The following is a 15,750-nucleotide window of genomic DNA, read 5'->3' on the forward strand; positions in this document are numbered from 1 at the left end:
TGATCGCGGCCGGTGTCTCGATGAGCGTGAACAGCACGAACCTGTAGATGCCTCCTAGCGAAGCTCTCAACCCTGAGGTCTTTATGACTACCAAGCTCGACCAGCTGACTAGCTGGCTGAAAGAACGCAAAATCACCGAAGTTGAATGCATGATCAGCGATCTTACCGGCATTGCTCGCGGTAAGATCTCGCCGACCAACAAGTTCCTGGACGAGAAGGGCATGCGTCTCCCCGAGAGCGTACTGCTGCAGACCGTGACCGGCGACTATGTTGAGGACGACATCTATTACGAGCTGCTCGACCCGGCGGACATCGATATGTTCTGCCGCCCGGACGAGAACGCCGTATACCTGGTGCCCTGGGCCATCGAGCCCACCGCAATGGTGATCCACGACACCTTCGACAAGCAGGGCAACCCCATCGAGCTGTCCCCGCGCAACCTGCTCAAGCGCGTGCTCAAGCTCTATGCCGACAAGGGCTGGAAGCCCATCGTCGCGCCGGAGATGGAGTTCTACCTGACCAAGCGTTGCGACGACCCGGACTTCCCGCTGCAGGCCCCCCTGGGTCGCTCGGGCCGCCCGGAAACCGGTCGCCAGTCTTTCTCCATCGATGCGGCGAACGAGTTCGACCCGCTGTTCGAGGATATGTACGACTGGTGCGAGACGCAGGACCTGGACCTCGACACCTTGATCCACGAGGAAGGTCCGGCGCAGATGGAGATCAACTTCCGCCACGGCGACGCCCTGGACCTGGCTGACCAGATCCTGGTGTTCAAGCGCACCATGCGCGAGGCCGCGCTCAAGCACAACGTGGCGGCGACCTTCATGGCCAAGCCGATCACCGATGAGCCGGGCAGCGCCATGCACCTGCACCAGAGCGTGATCGACATCAAGACCGGGAAGAACATCTTCTCCAACGATGACGGTTCCATGAGCGAGCTGTTCCTGAACCACATCGGCGGTCTGCAAAAGTACATCCCCGAAGTGCTGCCGCTGTTCGCGCCGAACGTGAACTCCTTCCGCCGTTTCCTGCCGGACACCTCCGCGCCGGTGAACGTGGAATGGGGCGAGGAGAACCGCACGGTGGGCCTGCGTGTACCGGATGCCGGTCCGCAGAACCGCCGCGTGGAGAACCGCCTGGCCGGGGCGGACGCCAACCCCTACCTGGCCATCGCCGCCAGCTTGCTGTGCGGTTACATCGGCATGGTAGAGGGTGTGAACCCCAGCGCTCCGGTCAAGGGGCGCGGCTATGAACGCCGCAACCTGCGCCTGCCGCTGACCCTCGAGGCAGCGCTGGAGCGCATGGAGTCCTGCCGGGATATCGAGAAATACCTGGGCGGCAAGTTCGTGACGGCCTATGTGGCGGTCAAGCGTGCCGAGCATGAAAACTTCAAGCGGGTGATCAGCTCCTGGGAACGCGAGTTCCTGCTGCTCTCCGTCTGATCCGGAACGGAGGCCGGCCGCCTCGGCCGGCCCTCCTGATACGTGTTTACTGAGGTAGAGAAATGAATAGCCAAGTGACCAACCCCAAGACCCTTGAATGGCAAGCGCTCGGTCGTGACCACCACCTGCCGCCGTTCACCGACTACAAGGCGCTGAACGCCAAGGGTGCGAGGATCATCACCAAGGCCGAAGGTGTGTACATCTGGGACAGCGAAGGCAACAAGATCCTCGATGGCATGGCCGGTCTCTGGTGTGTGAACGTCGGCTACGGCCGCGAGGAGCTGGTTCAGGCGGCGACCCGGCAGATGCGAGAGCTGCCTTTCTACAACCTGTTCTTCCAGACCGCGCACCCGCCAGCGGTGGAACTCTCCAAGGCGATAGCCGAGATCGCGCCGGAAGGCATGAACCATGTGTTCTTCACCGGCTCGGGTTCGGAAGCCAACGACACCGTGCTGCGCATGGTCCGCCACTACTGGGCGACCAAGGGGCAGCCGCAGAAGAAAGTCATCATCGGTCGCTGGAACGGCTACCACGGCTCCACCGTCGCCGGTGTCAGCCTGGGCGGGATGAAGGCCCTGCACGGTCAGGGTGACCTGCCGATTCCCGGCATCGAGCACATCGACCAGCCTTACTGGTACGGCGAGGGCGGTGACATGGCGCCCGCCGAGTTCGGTGTCTGGGCCGCCGAGCAGCTGGAGAAGAAGATTCTCGAAGTTGGCGAGGACAAGGTTGCGGCCTTCATCGCCGAGCCGATCCAGGGCGCGGGCGGCGTGATCGTCCCGCCGGAAACCTACTGGCCGAAGATCCGCGAGATCCTCGCCAAGTACGACATCCTTTTTGTCGCCGACGAAGTGATTTGCGGCTTCGGCCGTACCGGCGAATGGTTTGGCAGCCAGTACTACGGTAACGCCCCGGACCTGATGCCGATCGCCAAGGGCCTGACCTCGGGCTACATCCCCATGGGGGGTGTGATCGTGCGTGATGAGATCGTTGAAGTGCTCAACGAAGGCGGCGAGTTTTACCACGGCTTCACCTACTCGGGTCACCCGGTGGCGGCAGCGGTGGCACTGGAGAACATCCGCATCCTGCGCGAAGAAAAGATTGTCGAGAGGGTCAAGGCCGAGACGGCACCGTATTTGCAGCAACGCTGGCAGGAGCTGGCTGACCACCCGTTGGTTGGCGAAGCGCGCGGCGTCGGCATGGTGGCGGCCCTGGAACTGGTCAAGAACAAGCAGACCCGTGAGCGTTTCGCTGGTGGTGTGGGGATGCTGTGCCGCGAGCACTGCTTCCGTAACGGCCTGATCATGCGTGCGGTGGGCGACACAATGATCATTTCGCCGCCGCTGGTGATCAGCAAAGACGAAGTCGACGAACTGGTGACCAAGGCACGCAAGTGCCTGGACCTCACCGCGGCTGAAGTCAAAGGTTAAGAAAAGAGGGCTTGGTGGTGGCATTTCGCGATGCCGCCTGTTGTAAGCAAGCCCTCTACCTTGCCAGACTTCGCTGGTGCGTTGGCCAGGCTCACCGAGTGGTGGCGTATTCGGTACGACGCCACTCGGACACTTCAACAAAAATGGAGCTACCCGCATGATCAAAACCTTCGGCAAGACCCTGCTCGCCATCACCCTGGCGGGTGCCGTGGCCGGTATGGCCCAGGCTGACGACAAGGTGCTGCACGTCTACAACTGGTCGGACTACATTGCAGCGGATACCGTCGAGAAGTTCACCAAGGAAACCGGCATCAAGGTCGTCTACGACGTCTTCGACTCCAACGAAACCCTCGAAGCCAAGCTCCTGGCCGGCAAGTCCGGTTACGACATCGTGGTGCCGTCCAACAACTTCCTGGCCAAGCAGATCAAGGCCAAGGTCTATCAGCCACTGGACAAGTCCAAGCTGCCGAACTGGAAGAACCTGGACCCCAACCTGCTGAAGACCGTCGAAGTCTCCGACCCGGGCAACCAGTACGCCTTCCCCTACATGTGGGGTTCCATCGGCATCGGTTACAACCCGGACAAGGTCAAGGCCGCTCTGGGCGACAACGCCCCGGTCAATTCCTGGGACCTGCTGTTCAAGCCGGAGAACATCGAGAAGCTGAAGTCCTGCGGTGTGTCCTTCCTCGACTCGCCGACCGAGATACTGCCGATCGCCCTGCACTACCTCGGCTACAGCCCGGTCAGCCAGGACCCCAAGGAGCTGAAGGAAGCCGAAGCGCTGTTCCTGAAGATCCGTCCGCACGTGACCTACTTCCACTCCTCCAAGTACATCTCCGACCTGGCCAACGGCAACCTCTGCGTGGCGGTCGGTTACTCGGGTGACGTGTACCAGGCCAAGTCCCGCGCCGAAGAGGCCAAGGCTGGTGTGACCGTGGCCTACAACATTCCGAAAGAAGGCGCCGGTACCTTCTTCGACATGGTCGCCATCCCAGCTGACGCTGCGAACACGGAAGCCGCCTACGCGTTCATGAACTTCCTGATGAAGCCGGAAATCATGGCCGAGATCACCAACGAGGTGCAGTTCCCCAACGGCAACGCCGCTGCTACCCCGCTGGTCGACGAGGCGATCCGTCAGGACCCGGGCATTTACCCGAGTGCGGAAACCATGGCCAAGCTCTATGCCTTCCCGGACCTGCCGGCCAAGGTGCAGCGCGCCATGACCCGCGCCTGGACCACCATCAAGTCGGGCAAGTAAGTACGGCTGCCGTGCCCGGCGGGGGAGCCCCGCCGGTGCGCGGACCGCAAGTTCACTGGCTTGGGTTGCGGGACGAACCTGGGCTTCTTCCGGCACCGGCCGGACACAAAAAGAGGACGAACCTGTGCAATCTCCCATCCGCAAGATGATGATCACTGCCGCCGCTACCTTGACCCTGGCGTCACAGGCCCAGGCGGACCAGACGGTGCATATCTACAACTGGTCGGACTACATCGGCGAGACCACCTTGGCGGATTTCCAGAAGGAAACCGGCATCAAGCCGGTGTATGACGTATTCGATTCCAACGAGACCCTGGAAGGTAAGTTGCTGGCGGGCCGCACCGGCTACGACGTCGTTGTGCCGTCCAACCACTTCCTCGGCAAACAGATCAAGGCGGGCGCGTTCCAGAAACTCGACCGCAGCCAACTGCCCAACTGGCAGAACCTGGACCCCAACCTGCTCAAGCAGCTCGAGCGTAACGACGCGGGTAACCAGTACGCTGTTCCCTATCTCTGGGGCACCAACGGCATCGGCTACAACGTCGAGAAGGTCAAGGCTGTGCTCGGCGTCGACCACATCGATTCCTGGGCGGCGATCTTCGAACCCGAGAACATGAAGAAGCTCAGCCAGTGCGGCGTGGCCTTCCTCGACTCGGCGGACGAAATGATCCCAGCCGTACTCAACTACATGGGCCTGGACCCCAACAGCACCAACCCGGACGACTACAAGAAGGCCGAGGAGAAGCTGATGGCGGTACGCCCCTACGTCACCTATTTCCACTCTTCCAAGTACATCGGCGATCTGGCCAACGGCGACATCTGCGTCGCTGCCGGTTTCTCCGGTGACATCTTCCAGGCCTCCGCTCGCGCCGAAGAAGCCGGCAAGGGTATCGAGATTGCCTACGCGATCCCGAAAGAAGGCGGCAACCTCTGGTTCGACATGCTGGCCGTCCCGGCCGATGCCGCGAACGCCAAGGAAGCCCACGCCTTCATCAACTATCTGCTCAAGCCCGAGGTGATCGCCAAGGTCAGCGACTACGTTGGCTACGCGAACCCCAACCTCAAGGCTGGAGAGTTCATGGATCAGGAAGTACGCACCGACGAGTCCGTCTACCCGCCACAAGCGGTGCTGGACAAGCTCTACGTTTCGGCGGAACTGCCGCCGAAAGTCCAGCGGCTGATGACCCGCAGCTGGACCAAGGTCAAGTCGGGCAAGTGATACACGGCCGGCGGTGCCCGTAGTGTGGCGGGCCCGTCGGGTCAACCCTGGCTGCGCCAGGCAGGAAGCCTGGTTCACGCCCATGCTGTATAAGCGCGCCCGGCCGCGGTGGTCGGGCAGCAATTTCTGGGAGTGTGGTAATGGCAATAGCCTCCGGTGCCTACAAGAAAGCCCTCGAGGGCAACCAGCAGCCTAAAGAGGTGCTGGTAAAGATCGACCGGGTAACCAAGAAGTTCGACGAGACGGTGGCCGTGGACAGTGTGTCCCTGGACATCAAGAAGGGTGAGATCTTCGCCCTGCTCGGCGGTTCCGGTTCGGGTAAATCAACTCTGTTGCGTATGCTCGCAGGCTTCGAGCGACCCACCGAAGGGCGCATCATGCTCGACGGCGTGGACATCACCGACATGCCACCCTATGAGCGCCCGATCAACATGATGTTCCAGTCCTATGCGCTCTTTCCGCATATGACTGTTGCGCAGAACATCGCCTTCGGACTTAAACAGGACAAGCTCTCGAGCTCCGAGATCGACGAGCGTGTCAACGAGATGCTCAAGCTCGTGCAGATGACCCAGTACGCCAAGCGCAAACCGCACCAGCTGTCCGGCGGCCAGCGTCAGCGTGTGGCGCTGGCCCGTTCGCTGGCCAAGCGTCCGAAGCTGCTGCTGCTCGACGAACCCATGGGCGCCCTGGACAAGAAGCTGCGTTCGCAGATGCAGCTGGAGCTGGTGGAGATCATCGAGCGCGTGGGCGTGACCTGTGTGATGGTGACCCACGACCAGGAAGAGGCCATGACCATGGCCCAGCGCATCGCCATCATGCACCTGGGTTGCATCGAGCAGATCGGCAGCCCTGTGGATATCTATGAGACGCCCATCAGTCGCCTGGTGTGCGAGTTCATCGGCAACGTCAACCTCTTCGACGGCGAAGTGGTGGAAGACGCCGAGGCCCATGCGCTGATCGCCTGCCCGCAACTGGAGCGCCCGATCTTCGTCGGCCATGGTGTAACCACCTCGGTGCAGGACAAGCGCATCACCTACGCGCTGCGCCCGGAAAAGCTGCTGGTGACCACCGAGCAGCCGACCTGCGAATACAACTGGTCGCGCGGCCGAGTCCACGACATCGCCTACCTGGGCGGTCACTCGGTGTTCTACGTCAAGCTGCCGAACGGCACCATCGTCCAGTCCTTCGTGGCTAACGCCGAGCGCCGCGGCGCCCGTCCGACCTGGGATGACGAAGTGTTCGTCTGGTGGGAAGACGACAGCGGAGTGGTGCTGCGGTCATGAAAACTCCCAAACTGAAAAACCTGCTGCCGTCCGGTCGACAACTCGTCATCGGGCTACCGTTCTTCTGGCTGTTCCTGTTCTTCCTGCTGCCCTTCGCCATCGTGCTGAAGATCAGCTTCGCCGAAGCCGATGTGGCGATTCCGCCGTACACGGAGATCTACACCTGGGCGGAAAACCAGATCCAGCTCATCCTCAATCTGGGCAACTACCTGATGCTCCAGGAGGACGAGCTGTATCTGGCGGCCTATATGGGCTCGCTGAAGATTGCCTTCTTCAGCACCCTGATCTGCCTGCTGATCGGCTACCCGATGGCCTATGCCATCGCCCGGGCCAGCAAGGAAGCCCAGACCGTGCTGCTGCTGCTGATCATGATGCCGACCTGGACTGCGATCCTGATCCGCGTCTATGCCTGGATGGGCATCCTCAGCAACAACGGCCTGCTCAATGCCTTCCTGATGGGCATTGGTCTGATCGACGAACCGCTGCAGATCCTCAACACCAACCTGGCGGTGTACATCGGCATCGTCTATTCGTACCTGCCGTTCATGATCCTGCCGCTCTACGCCAACCTGGTGAAGCATGATCAAAGCCTGTTGGAGGCTGCCTCGGACCTGGGTTCGAGCAACTTCAACAACTTCTGGAAGATCACCGTGCCGCTGTCGAAGAACGGCATCATTGCCGGCTCGATGCTGGTGTTCATCCCGGTGGTGGGCGAGTTCGTGATCCCGGAACTGCTCGGCGGCCCCGAGACCCTGATGATCGGCAAGGTGCTGTGGCAGGAGTTCTTCAACAACCGCGACTGGCCGGTGGCATCCGCCCTGGCAGTGGTGATGCTGGCGATCCTGCTGATACCTATCATTCTCTTCAACCGTAACCAGGCGAAAGAGCTGGAGGGCAAGGTATGAAGCGCTTCAGTTTCTCCACGCTGATGCTGTGGGCAGGTTTGCTGTTCATCTACCTGCCGATGGTCATCCTGGTCATCTACTCCTTCAACGCTTCCAAGCTGGTGACGGTCTGGGGCGGCTGGTCGGTGAAGTGGTACGTGGGCCTCCTGGACAATACCCAACTGATGAACTCGGTGGGTCGTTCCCTGGAGATCGCCCTCTACACCGCAGTCGCCGCTGTGGCCCTGGGGACCCTGGCTGCCTTCGTGCTGACCCGCATCCCGCGTTTCCGTGGCCGCACCCTGTTCGGCGGCATGGTCACTGCGCCGCTGGTCATGCCTGAAGTGATCACCGGTCTGTCGCTGCTGCTGCTCTTCGTGGCCATGGCGCAGCTGATCGGTTGGCCCCAGGAGCGCGGCATCGTCACCATCTGGATCGCTCACACCACCTTCTGCTCGGCCTATGTGGCCATTGTGGTGTCGGCGCGTCTGCGCGAGCTGGACCTGTCCATCGAGGAAGCCGCCATGGACCTGGGCGCGCGGCCGTGGAAGGTGTTCATCCTGATCACCATCCCGATGATCGCACCCTCCCTGGCGGCGGGCGGCATGATGTCCTTCGCCCTGTCGCTGGACGACCTGGTGCTGGCGAGCTTCGTGTCCGGCCCCGGTTCCACCACCCTGCCGATGGAGGTCTTCTCCGCTGTGCGTCTGGGCGTGAAGCCGGAGATCAACGCGGTGGCCAGCCTGATCCTGCTGACCGTCTCGCTGTTCACCTTCTTCGCCTGGTTCTTCACCCGTCAGGCCGAGGAGCGTCGCAAGCGCGCGATCCAGCAGGCGATGGAAACCATGGCCGAGGAAGCTTCGTCCTCCAACTGGAAACCGGCGTCTACCCAGACCGCCTGATCCAGCGCTGCAAAGCACAAAGGCCACCTTCGGGTGGCCTTTGTTTTTCCGGGAATCAAGGCGCCATTTCTTGTCAGCGAATGCCTTCGCGATTGAGATGAGGCCCGCAGGGTTCCGGGGCTAGTCCTGCAGTTCCACCCTCACATCCCCCAGCTTGGCACCGTAGGGACCGTAGCTGCGTTCCATCAGCTCGCGACTGCCGTCGGCGCGGACGATCAGCGCCGAGCTGGCGCGGGTGCCGTAGGTGCGGGTGGCGATGAACACGCTGGAAAGCATGCGCTCGGTGTTCAGGCCCACGCCGGTGTCCGGCAGGATGTGATCCGGCGCTACTTCCGGGTCGTGCAGCAGGTTCAGCAGGGCATCGGTGGACGGCGGCGCCAGGCATTCGGCGATGGCCGCCTTGCCGCGCTCGACCTTCGGCCAAGGGGTGTCCAGGTCTGCGTTGGAAACACCATAGACACCGGCCTTGAGGTTGATCGGTCCACCACTGCGTGGGTTGAGGAACCAGAGTTCGCGGTCGTCCCCGATCACCAGGTTGAAGCCCGCGTAGTCGTTGGCGCGGCGCCAGGCGTCTTCGAGGAACTCTCCCGGCCCCATGCTGCCGCGCAGGTACTGCACGCAGAGCTCGCCACGGGTTCGGCCAACCGGGGGCGTGCGCGCGTCGCGGATGTTGGTGAGTGCGGCGAAGCGACCTTTGGGCCCGGCGCCAAGCCAGGTGCCTCCGGCTTCCAGGTCGCGGCCGGCAATCACGCCGGGCGCGTCTTCCCATCTCGCCATGGGAAGGGTGGGACGTGCGTAGAATTCATCGCGGTTTGCCGCGAGCACCAGCGGGACTTCGTGTCCGGGGCGCCATGCGAATACGATCAGGCACATGGAGTCTTCTCCTTGTTGTGAGCCGGAGTGTAGCAGCCGGTATGAAAGCTACATCGGCTGAACGCGCTTTTCCATGGGTGTTATCGGCAGCATTCGGCAGGTATCCATCGCCCCAGGTGGAGCGTGAAACAGCCTTCCGTTAACATGCCGCTTTGTTTTCGGGGGTGTCCATGGAATTCCTGCTCTACCTGGTGCTTGGCGCCTGTGCCGGGGTGCTGGCCGGGCTGTTCGGCGTCGGTGGCGGCATGATCATCGTGCCGGTGCTGGTATTCAGTTTCACCGCTCACGGCTTCGACCCGGGCATCCTCACTCACCTGGCCGTGGGCACTTCCCTGGCCACCATCATCTTCACTTCGGTCAACTCGGTGCGCGAGCATCACCGCAAGGGTGCGGTGCGTTGGCCGGTCTTCGCCTGGATGGCGGTCGGCATCCTGCTCGGCGCCGGTCTGGGTTCCCTGACAGCAGCTGGCATCCAGGGACCGATGTTGCAGAAGATCATCGGTATCTTCGCCATACTTGTAGCGATGCAGATGGGCCTTGACCTGAAACCCAAGGCCAGCCGAGATGTCCCAGGCAAGCCTGGGCTGACCCTGGCAGGCCTGGTGATCGGATGGGCGTCGGCCATCTTCGGCATAGGTGGAGGGTCGCTGACCGTTCCCTTCCTGACCTGGCGCAGCGTACCCATCCAGCAGGCGGTGGCCACCTCCGCGGCCTGCGGTTTGCCGATCGCTGCGGCGAGCGCGCTGTCATTCATGGCGCTGGGTTGGAACAACGCCAATTTGCCGCCTTACAGCCTGGGTTTCGTCTACCTTCCGGCGCTGGTGGGCATTGCCGTCACCAGCATGTTTTTCGCCCGTTTCGGCGCGCGTCTGGCCCATCGGCTGTCGCCGCGCCTGCTGAAGCGCCTGTTCGCCCTGCTGCTGCTGGCAGTGGGCCTGAACTTCCTGATCTAAGGAGCTGTGATGCTGGCTTATCCCCAGATCGACCCGGTGGCCCTGGCTATCGGTCCACTGAAAATCCACTGGTATGGCCTGATGTACCTCATCGGCATCGGTGGCGCCTGGTGGCTGGCTTCGCGCCGGCTGAAGGCCTTCGACCCCGCCTGGACCAAGGAGAAGCTCTCCGACCTGGTGTTCTGGGTCGCCCTGGGTGTGATTGCCGGTGGGCGCCTCGGCTATGTGCTGTTCTACGACCTGTCGGCCTACATCGCCAACCCGCTGCTGATCTTCGAAGTCTGGAAGGGCGGCATGTCGTTCCACGGTGGTCTGATCGGTGTGATGCTGGCGACCCTCTGGTTCGGCAAGCGCAACAACAAGAGCTTCTTCCAGCTGATGGACTTCATCGCGCCGCTGGTGCCCATCGGCCTGGGTGCCGGCCGCATAGGCAACTTCATCAACGCCGAGCTGTGGGGCAAGGCCACCGACCTGCCCTGGGCGATGATCTTCCCTACCGATCCGGCGCAGTTGCCGCGCCATCCGTCGCAGCTCTACCAGTTCGCCCTGGAAGGCGTGGCGCTGTTCGCCATCCTCTGGTTCTACTCGCGCAAACCCCGGCCGACCATGGCGGTTTCCGGCATGTTCGCGCTGTTCTACGGCATTTTCCGTTTCACGGTGGAGTTCGTTCGCGTACCTGATGCCCAGCTCGGTTACCTGGCCTTTGGCTGGCTGACCATGGGCCAGATCCTCTGCCTGCCCATGATCCTCGGTGGCATTGCCATGATCGTCTGGGCCCACCGCCGCCAGGCTGCCCAAGGAGTCGTCTGATGAAACAGTACCTTGACCTGATGCGCCGCGTGCGCGAGACCGGCACCTTCAAGAGCGACCGCACCGGCACGGGCACCTACAGCGTGTTCGGCCACCAGATGCGCTTCGATCTGGCCGATGGTTTCCCTATGGTGACCACCAAGAAGTGCCACCTCAAATCCATCATCCATGAGCTGCTGTGGTTCCTTCAGGGCGACACCAACATCAAGTACCTGAAGGACAACGGCGTCTCCATCTGGGATGAATGGGCCGACGAAGAGGGCAACCTGGGGCCGGTCTATGGCTACCAGTGGCGCTCCTGGCCGGCGCCCAACGGCGAGTCCATCGACCAGATCGCCAAGGTCGTGGAAATGATCAAGAAAAGCCCGGACTCGCGCCGGCTGATCGTTTCTGCCTGGAACCCGGCACTGGTGGACGAGATGGCCCTGCCGCCCTGCCACGCGCTGTTCCAGTTCTACGTGGCCGACGGCAAGTTGAGCTGCCAGCTCTACCAGCGCTCCGCGGATATCTTCCTCGGCGTGCCCTTCAACATCGCCAGCTACGCGCTGCTGACCCTGATGGTGGCCCAGGTGTGCGACCTGGAGCCCGGCGAGTTCATCTGGACCGGTGGCGACTGCCACCTGTACGCCAACCACATTGAGCAGACCGACCTGCAGCTCACCCGCGAGCCGCTGCCGCTGCCGACGATGAAGCTCAACCCGGCCGTGAAAGACCTGTTTGCCTTCACGTTCGAGGATTTCGAGTTGGTGGGCTACCAGTCGCACCCGCACATCAAGGCCCCGGTCGCCGTCTGATCCGCTGTGCCGGGTGCTCCTTGCCCCGGCATCTCCAGTCAGGAGTCTCCATGAAAGCCCCCTTTGCGGCACTGCTCGCCGGCCTTGTCGGTGTATGGTCGAGCGTTTCCGCCTGGGCCGAGCCTGCCCAGGGCAGCTTCGTGGCCCGCCAGCATTGCGAAGCCTTCCAGTCCATCCGCAAGCAGACCAACCCGGACGACCTCAAGGTGCAGCCGGGCCAGCGTTACGAGGTGGTGGAGGTGAACAAGCGCGAGTACGACTGGCTACGTATCCGCGTTCCGGGCAGTGACACGCCATTGCGCTGGGTGTCTGCCGACTGCGGCTCGGCCGAGGGGCTTGCGTTCAATACGGGCAAGGCTGCCGCCTCCGGAGAGAGCGCTGGCGCCTGCAACGTGCCGGACCAGCACGACAGCTACGTGTTGGCCGCCACCTGGCAGCCGGGCTTTTGTGAACATGCCCGCTACAAGGGCAAGAAGCCTGAGTGCGAAGGCCTGGATTCCGGTGAGCTGCAAATCTCCCACCTGACCCTGCATGGCCTCTGGCCCAATCGCCAGTCTTGCGGTAAGGACTACGGCCACTGCGCCGGGCCAGAGATGAAGCTCAGCGGCGACACACTGGCCTACGTCCGCCCCTGGATGCCGAACTTCCGCTACGGCACCAGCTTCGGCCGTTACCAGTGGGACAAGCACGGCATCTGCCAGACCCAGATGGACGACGACGCCTACTTCCGCCGCGCGGTGGACCTGGTGCGGCAGCTCGACCAATCGGCGGCGGGCCAGTACATCGTCACCAACATCGGTGGTGCCATTTCGAAGCGCGCCTTCTACGAGCGCGTGGAAAAGGACTTCGGCAGCCGCGATGCACAGAACAACTTCCTGCTTATCTGCAGCGGCAAGTACCTGCAGGAAGTTCGCGTCTCGCTGCCTCGTGAGCTGAAGCCGGCTGACAGTCTAGTCGGGGTGGTCGATGGCCAGTTCGCCGAGCGTCGCGCGCGTGACCGCAGCGAGTGCAGTGCCGACCGCATCCTGATCGAGGCCGGCGGCCGCTGACCGCCGGGCCCGATTTCAGGGCCGCAAACCTTCCGCCAGGGTGGCAACCCAACCCTGGCGCTCTGCCTGCTCCAACTCCGCGCCAGGATTCAGCGACGACCATTCCGGATGGGCGCGAGCCTTGGCCAGCACGGCTGGCAGCTTGCCTTCTCGCCACTGTTTCTCTTCTGGCGTATCGATGCGCACGGCCTCGAACGCAGCGTGCCCACGGGCATCCAGTGCTGCCAGAAGCTTGCGCTGACGCAGGGCCAGGAGACGCAGGATTGCGTCGTCCACTGTCAGCTCTCGCTGTCTCTTGATCTTGCCCAACAGGCGTTCGCCGTAGTGGCCAAAGGTCTGCCAGGCGCCACCGGCCAGGGCACCCAGCGCAGCAGCGGCACCGAGCGTGAGACCGCCCACCAGGAGGTCGACACCCGCACCGGCAGCCGCACCAGCCGCCATGCCACCGCCCAGGCGCACGCCAAGCTGCTTGAGGGTTTCCGGGTTGAACAGGTCGTCACCCCAACGTCCTCCCAGCAGCGGCAGTTCGCTGGCGGAGGCGTCATCCTGGCCAAAGGCATAGAGCCGCAGCAGGGCTTCCACGCAGCGTTGTTCGCGCTGGCGCACCTGCTGGCGCAAGGCCTCGGTGGCGGCCTGCAGGGCGGCGTCCTGCGCCGGCACGCTGCGCCGGCAGGCCGCCACGTCCAGCAGCAGCTCCGCGATCAGCCGGCTGCCGGCCTCCAGGCGCAGGCGACGCTGTGCCTGATGGTCGTCCACCAGTTGCTGCAGCTGCGGGCGGGCCCGCTCCAGCAGCAGGGCCAGACTGTCATAGAGCCGCTGCTCGCCATCCAGCGGCGGCGCCACACTGTCGAAGCGCACCAGGGCGTGCAGGCCGAGGCGGGCCAGGGCCTCGCGCCAATCCGCTTCGCGGTGGCCTTCGACGGCGACGAAGTTCAGCACGGGTAACAAGGGGCGACCGCACATGGCGAGCACCGCCAGCTCATCGCGGTACTTGGCCAGCACCGGCTCGCGGGCGTCGATCACATAGAGCCCGGCGTCGGAGGCCATCAGTTGCCGCAGCACCTTGGCCTCCTGTTCGAAGCGTTGGCGCGCCTCGCTGCCATCGAGGAAGCGAGCGAGTCGGGCGGGGCCATCCAGGCGCTCGCCAGGGCGTTCCAACCGCTCCAGGTGGTCCAGCAGGGCGATGGCGTCTTCCAGGCCGGGGGTGTCGTAGAGTTCCAGCAGCGGCTGGCCCTCCACCGACAGCCGCGCACCTTCCACATGGCGCGTGGTGCTGGGGCGATGGGACACCTCGCCAAATGCGCGGTCGCGCAGCAGCGTGCGCAGCAGCGAGGTCTTGCCCACGTTGGTGTGGCCGACCACGGCCAACTTCAGTGGTTTAGTCATGGCCGGTCTCCAGCCAGTTCATCGGCGCCCCTTGGGCATGCGGCAGGGCCAGGCTATCGAGCGCCTGGTGCCAGTCCTCCAGGCGCTGGCTGTCGAGGGCTTCGCCGGATGGTGGGGGCAGCAGCCAGACGCGGGTTTGCGCGGCGCTGCGCGCCAGTTCACCAATCAGTGCCAGGGTGCCGCGGTCCGGCGACCGACGCGGGTCGCAGGCCACCGCCAGGCGCTCCGGTGGGAAGCGGCTGAGTTGGTCCAGCAGGCGCTGGCGTTGCTCACGGCTGTCCAGCACGCCGGCATCGCCTACACCCTTGGGCAGGGCTGGTGGCCAGGGGCGGCGGTCATCCAGTTCGATGGCCACCAGCAGCGCGCCCTGGCTCTCGCCGTTCAGGCTTCCCGCCTGAGGTTCCATCAGTTCGGCGGGCGCCGCATCAAAGACGCCCAGGCGCTCGCTGGCCGGCTGCAGGCGCTCGCGCAGCAAGCTGTAACCGGGCAGGCCGAGATCCAGATTCAGGCGCGCGCGCCCCTGCGTCCAGCGCCACAGGCAGAACAGCGCGAGCAGCAAGCGTGGCAGCAGGCCGTAGGTGAAGGTGACGCCCAGCAGCCAGCCCGACCAGGCCTGGCGTGCAGGCTCCGCGCCGACCACGCTGCTGCTCGCGCGGATGGTTTCGGCATCCGGCAGGCTGAAGCCGAGCAGGCCGGGCAGGGCGCCCAGCGCCTGGGTGAGGAAGACGAAGGTGTCGCTGCCGAGGATGGTGGTTTCCCAGACGAAACCGTAACGGCGGGTGGCGAGCAGCAGCAACAGCACCATCAGGGCGCTGCTCAGCGCCAGCAGCCAGGCGCCATGGACCAGCGCGCCCAGGCCCCAGCGGGTCAGTCCCTGGCGCTGCAGCAGCAGGAGCAGGGCCGGGGCCAGATGCGCGGCTTGTGCGTCGCGAGCCAGCTTGCCGCTCGTCCAGAGCCAGAGCCGGCCAAGCGCGCTGGCGCTGCTGCCGAGGGCGAAAGACAAGGCCCAGCCCAATAGCGTCAGTACGTGCAGTCCGAGCAGGGTGCCCAGGGCCCAGAACAGGTTGACCGGGCGTTGGCCGTCACCCAAGGCGGCAAAGGCCGCTCCGGTGCCGCTGACCAGCGCCAGGACCACCAGCAGCAGGACGGCGAGCCGGGCGCCCTGGCGCCAATGCTGCAGGGCCTGTACCTGGCCGTCGCGCTGGGCCAGCCAGAGGGCGCGGGCCTGGATACGTTGCCCCAGGTCGCCGCCGGCGGCGTTGGCGCGGCGATTGGCTTCGGCATCTTCGAGTGGGCCGGCATGTTCTTCACGCAGGCGGACGGCCTCGGTCAGCCAGAGTTGGTCGAGGCGGGAAAGGGAGGTAGGGCTGGTATCGCTCACGAAGGGCCTCTTGGCCAAGGGTGAGCCGTGAGGATAGCCGCTGCGGGCTGCCCCTTCATCAAGAGAAAGGCCGGCGCTGGGCGCCG

At 63.8% G+C, this 15,750-nt stretch carries 14 protein-coding genes; 11 read left to right on the forward strand and 3 right to left on the reverse strand.

Annotated features, from left to right (window positions below; genetic code table 11):
- The first annotated feature begins 83 nt into the window (after positions 1 to 83).
- The 7 genes from FFS60_RS14150 (at position 84) to FFS60_RS14180 (ending at position 8,418) form a co-directional block, all read left to right on the forward strand.
- The gene (locus tag FFS60_RS14150; protein WP_028629088.1) at positions 84 to 1,442 is read left to right on the forward strand and encodes a glutamine synthetase family protein; all 1,359 of its coding nucleotides are present in this window, start codon (positions 84 to 86) and stop codon (positions 1,440 to 1,442) included.
- Positions 1,443 to 1,504: 62 nt separating this feature from the next.
- On the forward strand, positions 1,505 to 2,872 hold the full coding sequence (locus FFS60_RS14155) for an aspartate aminotransferase family protein (RefSeq protein WP_028629087.1): 1,368 nt from the start codon (positions 1,505 to 1,507) through the stop codon (positions 2,870 to 2,872).
- Positions 2,873 to 3,029: 157 nt separating this feature from the next.
- Positions 3,030 to 4,130 (forward strand): polyamine ABC transporter substrate-binding protein, encoded by a 1,101-nt coding sequence (locus FFS60_RS14160; RefSeq protein WP_137822320.1) that lies wholly within the window; start codon positions 3,030 to 3,032, stop codon positions 4,128 to 4,130.
- A 148-nt stretch (positions 4,131 to 4,278) separates the two neighbouring features.
- A complete protein-coding gene (locus FFS60_RS14165; RefSeq protein ID WP_371926428.1) occupies positions 4,279 to 5,349 on the forward strand; it encodes a polyamine ABC transporter substrate-binding protein in 1,071 nt (356 codons plus the stop codon).
- Between the two features lie 140 nt (positions 5,350 to 5,489).
- Positions 5,490 to 6,632 carry an ABC transporter ATP-binding protein gene (locus tag FFS60_RS14170; protein WP_137822321.1) on the forward strand — a complete coding sequence of 381 codons (1,143 nt, stop codon included), beginning with the start codon at positions 5,490 to 5,492 and terminating at the stop codon, positions 6,630 to 6,632.
- A gap of 23 nt (positions 6,633 to 6,655) precedes the next feature.
- The gene (locus tag FFS60_RS14175) at positions 6,656 to 7,537 is read left to right on the forward strand and encodes an ABC transporter permease subunit (protein WP_256658086.1); all 882 of its coding nucleotides are present in this window, start codon (positions 6,656 to 6,658) and stop codon (positions 7,535 to 7,537) included.
- Positions 7,534 to 8,418 carry an ABC transporter permease subunit gene (locus tag FFS60_RS14180; protein WP_137822323.1) on the forward strand — a complete coding sequence of 295 codons (885 nt, stop codon included), beginning with the start codon at positions 7,534 to 7,536 and terminating at the stop codon, positions 8,416 to 8,418. Before FFS60_RS14175 ends, FFS60_RS14180 begins: the two co-directional genes overlap by 4 nt.
- Positions 8,419 to 8,538: 120 nt before the next feature.
- Here FFS60_RS14180 and FFS60_RS14185 read toward each other — a convergent pair whose 3' ends face one another.
- The gene (locus FFS60_RS14185; RefSeq protein ID WP_028629081.1) at positions 8,539 to 9,291 is read right to left on the reverse strand and encodes an NRDE family protein; all 753 of its coding nucleotides are present in this window, start codon (positions 9,289 to 9,291) and stop codon (positions 8,539 to 8,541) included.
- Positions 9,292 to 9,461: 170 nt separating this feature from the next.
- Between FFS60_RS14185 and FFS60_RS14190 the strand changes: the two genes are divergently transcribed.
- The 4 genes from FFS60_RS14190 to FFS60_RS14205 are packed head-to-tail and all read left to right on the forward strand — an operon-like array spanning position 9,462 to position 12,897.
- Positions 9,462 to 10,244 carry a sulfite exporter TauE/SafE family protein gene (locus FFS60_RS14190; protein ID WP_028629080.1) on the forward strand — a complete coding sequence of 261 codons (783 nt, stop codon included), beginning with the start codon at positions 9,462 to 9,464 and terminating at the stop codon, positions 10,242 to 10,244.
- Between the two features lie 9 nt (positions 10,245 to 10,253).
- The gene (gene lgt, locus FFS60_RS14195; RefSeq protein ID WP_028629079.1) at positions 10,254 to 11,054 is read left to right on the forward strand and encodes a prolipoprotein diacylglyceryl transferase; all 801 of its coding nucleotides are present in this window, start codon (positions 10,254 to 10,256) and stop codon (positions 11,052 to 11,054) included.
- Entirely contained in the window at positions 11,054 to 11,848 is a 795-nt protein-coding gene (locus FFS60_RS14200; protein WP_137822324.1) for a thymidylate synthase, read from the forward strand. Before lgt ends, FFS60_RS14200 begins: the two co-directional genes overlap by 1 nt.
- A 50-nt stretch (positions 11,849 to 11,898) precedes the next feature.
- A complete protein-coding gene (locus FFS60_RS14205; RefSeq protein ID WP_137822325.1) occupies positions 11,899 to 12,897 on the forward strand; it encodes a ribonuclease T(2) in 999 nt (332 codons plus the stop codon).
- Between the two features lie 15 nt (positions 12,898 to 12,912).
- On the opposite strand, the gene FFS60_RS14210 is transcribed toward FFS60_RS14205, so the two are convergent.
- Both FFS60_RS14210 and FFS60_RS14215 read right to left on the reverse strand, forming a co-directional pair.
- Positions 12,913 to 14,283, reverse strand: coding sequence for a GTPase/DUF3482 domain-containing protein (locus tag FFS60_RS14210; RefSeq protein ID WP_137822326.1), 1,371 nt, complete (start codon positions 14,281 to 14,283; stop codon positions 12,913 to 12,915).
- A complete protein-coding gene (locus FFS60_RS14215; protein WP_137822327.1) occupies positions 14,276 to 15,664 on the reverse strand; it encodes a DUF2868 domain-containing protein in 1,389 nt (462 codons plus the stop codon). The genes FFS60_RS14210 and FFS60_RS14215 overlap by 8 nt, the downstream gene beginning before the upstream one ends.
- Between the last annotated feature and the right edge of the window lie 86 nt (positions 15,665 to 15,750).

Source organism: Pseudomonas sp. D(2018) (genome assembly GCF_005502555.1).
In the GTDB taxonomy this organism is placed as follows: Bacteria; Pseudomonadota; Gammaproteobacteria; order Pseudomonadales; family Pseudomonadaceae; genus Metapseudomonas; species Metapseudomonas resinovorans.